We start from the raw sequence: 4,586 nt of genomic DNA, 5'->3' as shown, positions 1-4,586 counted from the left end.
CTCGAAAAGCATATTCAATTTGTCGAAGTTTCGCCTGCTTGCCTGGTTGATCGACTGCATCTCTTGAATGAGCTGAAACTCAGCTGTGTTCAATGACGCCGCATTTATTCGCATATTCTCCATGTTCTTCGCGTCTATCTGGGCGGTCACAATGATCGCGATACAACCAAACACGAGCAAAAGAAGAAAAATGATCAGGCGACGCAGCGATTGAAGTCTCATTACTTCACTCCGCTAATGGCCGCAGCGTTTAAACGATTTGGCACAGGCGATCCGTCCAGGGTTTTTAAGAAAGCAACAATATCCAAGGCTTGCTCTTCCTCTAACGAAAACCCTAACTGGTAATAAGCCATTTTTATCACTGCGTCCTCCAAGGTATCGACGCTGCCATCATGAAAGTACGGTGCCGTTTGCGCCACATTGCGTAACGACGGCACCCGAAATTTATAGCGATCTTGATCGCGCTTTGTGACATTAAACAACCCTAGGTCTGACTCTTTAACATCACCCCGATCGGCGAAATAATTTCCCATCAACCCAAGATACTGATACATGTTGCCGCCAAGGTTCACGCCTTGGTGACAACCGGCGCAGCCCAATGAGAGAAACAGATTTAAGCCTTTGCGTTCTTGCTCATTTAACAAGGAAACGTCACCTGCAAGAAACGCGTCAAACCGGCTTGGGGTGAGCAAGCTGTTTTCAAAGGCAACAATGGCCGCCTTGATATTGCTTGGCGAGATGCCCTCTTCAAACAAGCTAAGAAAGCGCTCTTGATAGTGCTTATCGGCTTTCACGCGCTCTACTATTTGCGGCCAAGAGCTATCCATTTCATTTGTATCATGAATCGGACCATCTATTTGATCTGCTAGGCTTGCCGCTCTACCATCCCAAAACTGGACAAAGTTCAAGCCTGCATTCATGACCGTGGGCGCATTCACTGTGCCTAGCCGACCTTGCGTACCGATAGAAATAGCTAGTTGATCATCGCCTCCCGTCGTCAATTGATGACAAGAAGCGCAACTAACGTCCATGCTGCCGCTTAGACGGGCATCGTGAAAGAGCCGCTCCCCTAGCGAGATTAGTTCTGCGGATTTTTGGACTGAACTCGATGGCGTAAGTATTCGAAACTCTGCGTAATCTTCGGTCGCCGCACTCTCATGCTGCGCAAGCAATTTAACCGAATCTGTCGACAACGCATGGCTAACCTGTCCGTCATGTGCATCGCTACAGGCACCAAGCTGCATACTGAGCGCCAGCAAAATCAAGCGAAGCGTATTTAACGACCGCTTCAAACTAACCAACCTCAACAACCTGCTTAAACCGCACACTGACATTTCGATGTACACCACCATACCCATAACAAAACGTGCTCGAAGTATAGTCAAGGAAGTGCCTTACGCTATGCCGATATAAAAAACAAACTAGCGAATGAACAGGCCATAAAACCTTATTTTTAAAGGGGTAATTCGCCAAATTAAGATCGTCTCAACGAACGCTGTGATTGCTCGCTTACGTAACAATCGCAACAGTTTGTGTTTTCTTGTACAAGACCACGCCAGATGGCGCACCCTTGCTATAGTAAAAAGAGAGTATCCAAAAAATAAATAAGAAAACGACAACTACCGTGCGAAGTACTAATGATCACCGACGGTGCCGCGCTTTCGTGCTTGTATGCAGTTTATTGTCCATGATGGCAATGGCATTTCCAGCACAGAGCATCACCGTCATCACGAATGCAGCGGTAGACAGAAGCGAGTTGCAGCTCAAGGAATTAAGAGCAATCTATACAATGAAAAAGCGTCTATGGTCGGACGGTCAACCTATTCAAGTCTACGTGCTAACGCCAGAACAAGACTCCCATCGTGAGTTTTGTAAGCAAGTGCTGGGTGTCTTTCCCAGACAACTGCAATCTATCTGGCACCGCCTAGTCTACTCCGGAACCGGAGAAGCCCCCATCGAACTAAATAGCGAGCAGGAAATGCTGGAGGTGATTTCCTCCACGAAAGGCGCCATTGGCTACATCCAGAAAGAAACAGATCATGAACAGATTAATACCCTTACTATTCGCCGCTAGTGCCACGCTGACTGCGTCGGCGCAGTCCAGCGAGTGGTTTGAGCAAAACCGGTTTGAGGCCTTTTTGAGCCAAAGCCTGGTGCACTCAAGTGACTACAATTTTCTGAGCCAATCTGACGACGACCTATCGTTTGATCTGTGGGAAGCCGGAGCGTTGTACTCAACAAAGGTCTACAAAGATCTTGGGTTCTCTGGGCAGCTTTTGGGCCGAAAAGTCAGTGAAGCGAGTGGCGACGATATTCGCGTAGACTATGCATTTTTTAGTCTGCCTTTATACAGACAAGACGAAGTTCAAGTGATCGGTAGGCTTGGCCGTATTCGCTCTTCCTTTGGTTTCTATAACGAAACACGCGACATCCCGCACACGCGAACAGGCATTTTTATGCCGCAATCCATCTATTATGATCAAACTCGCAATTCTTTTTATTCTGCCGATGGCATTGAATTTTTTGCCTCTAAAGGCTTCGATGAAAAACAACTTAGCTTTCAAATATTCGTGAGCAAACCGGTTGTCGACGAAGACGAAATCAAAGAGGCATCAGCGCTCAATCCGTCTAACCTTGAAGGAGACAAGAGTTTTCTCGCCAAGCTAGCCTATGGCTCTGAATTTGAAGGTTGGCGTGCAGCCCTTACCTATTATCGTCCGGAATACACGATTGATGTTAATCCAGTGCTGGCTGTCTCGCCTAGCGATTTAGGTCTTCCCGCAGGTCCCGCCATCAACATACAAGCGTATGGAGATGATTCGTCTTTTTACTCTGAAACAGTGCTGAGCTCTCTGGAATACAATCAGCTAGATTGGTCGGTCACAGCCGAGTATTCGCGCCATAAGTTCAAATCGAAAGTGAATTTTGATCTAAACAAAACGATCGCAAATTCACCGTTATTGCAAACCCTGAGTAACAGCCAACTTGCACAAGCGCAGCAATATGCGAACCAAAACATCAAGTACCTTGGCCATGAAGAATCGTTTTATATACAAGGCTTGTATCGCTGGACCGATACCACAGACACCTACATCCGTTACGATTACAACCGCCTGCGCGATGTGAGCTTTGCGGACCCAAATGGGCATTTTGTCGACATAAATATGGGTGCGAGTTGGCGGCCAGATAATAACTGGCTTGTTCGTGGAGAGTTTCATTACATCGATGGCTGGTCACGCTTGTTTAACCGTGACAACCAAAGCCAGCGAACAAACCGATATTGGAATCTGGCGGCTCTGCAAGTTGCCTATCGCTGGTAATAACAGGACTCTTTAGTGAAGCTGGATTATCGACCCAACATGAGCATTAAGTGGCAGGCCTTTGGCCTGACGAGCTTAGTGTTGGGCGTGCTATTTGTGGCATTACTATGGGCTTTCACCGATGCATACAAAAGCCAGTTCCATTCTGCAATAGACACCATCGTTGAACGAAATCAAAAGCAATTTAACGCACTGCTCGAAGTCGAAGGCGAAAAGGCCGCGCAACTTGCGCTCTCTTCAGCAAGAAGCGAGAAATTAGGGCAGTTACTTGCAGCGCAATCGGAAACGGATCTTGCGGCATTGATTGGCGATATCAGTTGGAATCTTCAGGTCGAATATGGCATTGAGAGCGTCTCCGTATACGATAAAGAAGCGAGAGAACGCTCTCATGGAAGAACGCGCTCTTCGCTTCAGTTTGTTCAGAACATCCTGAAAAACGAACAGTCCAATTGGCAACTCGATTGCGGGTCACACTGTGTGATTAAAGCGGGAGCGCCAATACTCTTTAATGGCGAAGTTGTTGGCGCGGTGACACTCTCTGAACCACTTTCCAATCACCTATTGCGTTTTTATCAAATCACCGGCATTAACACAGCGCTATTTTCCAAACAGTACCAACTCTACCGTTTTTCCGAACATCTTCAGGAGTGGAACCACAATCTAGTGGCAATCACAAACCCAGATCAAACGCGCCCTATTATCGACATCGCGCTCACCAAGTTCAATTTCGAGCACTTAATCAAGCACAATCACTTTGTAGAGTACTCGGGTAAAACCTATCTTTTGCGGAGTTTTGCGTTAGAGAGCGATCACGTGCTGACTGTTCGTGATGTGAGTGAGGGAAAGGCTATATCCGAGCGCGCAGTATCCGACATGCGCCTTTTGCTGCTTGTTTGTCTGGTTATTACCGAGCTTCTCTTGTTACTCGTGCTTTGGCGACCAATGACCCGCTTACGTCAAACCACCAACATACTGCCTTCATTGGCGAGTAAAAACTACGCACAAGCAAAAGCAGACTTCGCCAAACTCAGCGCTAGCCGCTTTATAAATGACGAGGCCGAGTTACTGCGCATGACAGCCTCCTCGCTATGCAGCGAACTTGAAAGCATGCATGAGCAGCTCGAATCACGCGCAAATGAACTAGAAACTCGAAGTCGAGAACTCGTGCTAGAGCGGGACTTTGTTAATCAGCTTTTCGATACCATGCATGCGGTAATTATCATTCAGGATCGCGAGGGCTATATTCGACAAACCAATCACTACACG

Annotated in this window: 5 protein-coding genes; 3 read left to right on the top strand and 2 right to left on the bottom strand. The window is 47.2% G+C overall.

The genetic code is table 11. The features are described 5' to 3' along the window. Both A3750_RS07615 and A3750_RS07610 read right to left on the bottom strand, forming a co-directional pair. On the bottom strand, positions 1-222 hold a 222-nt coding region (locus A3750_RS07615; protein WP_156498477.1), incomplete at its 3' end, for a hypothetical protein. Continuing rightward, positions 222-1,385, bottom strand: coding sequence for a cytochrome-c peroxidase (locus tag A3750_RS07610; protein WP_156498476.1), 1,164 nt, complete (start codon positions 1,383-1,385; stop codon positions 222-224). The genes A3750_RS07615 and A3750_RS07610, both read right to left, overlap by 1 nt. A 302-nt stretch (positions 1,386-1,687) precedes the next feature. Here A3750_RS07610 and A3750_RS07605 point away from each other — a divergent pair, with 302 nt between their 5' ends. The 3 genes from A3750_RS07605 to A3750_RS07595 all read left to right on the top strand — a co-directional run. Further along, entirely contained in the window at positions 1,688-2,074 is a 387-nt protein-coding gene (locus A3750_RS07605; protein WP_068521580.1) for a hypothetical protein, read from the top strand. Beyond that, on the top strand, positions 2,040-3,320 hold the full coding sequence (locus A3750_RS07600) for a hypothetical protein (protein WP_068521578.1): 1,281 nt from the start codon (positions 2,040-2,042) through the stop codon (positions 3,318-3,320). Before A3750_RS07605 ends, A3750_RS07600 begins: the two co-directional genes overlap by 35 nt. A 39-nt stretch (positions 3,321-3,359) precedes the next feature. Next, on the top strand, positions 3,360-4,586 hold a 1,227-nt coding region (locus A3750_RS07595), incomplete at its 3' end, for a cache domain-containing protein (protein ID WP_231871761.1).

This window comes from Oleiphilus sp. HI0079 (assembly GCF_001635105.1).
This window is presented reverse-complemented; position numbering and strand designations above follow the sequence as displayed.

Coding starts and splice junctions, on each gene's coding strand:
- A3750_RS07600 (WP_068521578.1), top strand. CDS start 2,040: ATGAACAGATTAATACCCTTACTATTCGCCGCTAGTGCCACGCTGACT.
- A3750_RS07605 (WP_068521580.1), top strand. CDS start 1,688: ATGATGGCAATGGCATTTCCAGCACAGAGCATCACCGTCATCACGAAT.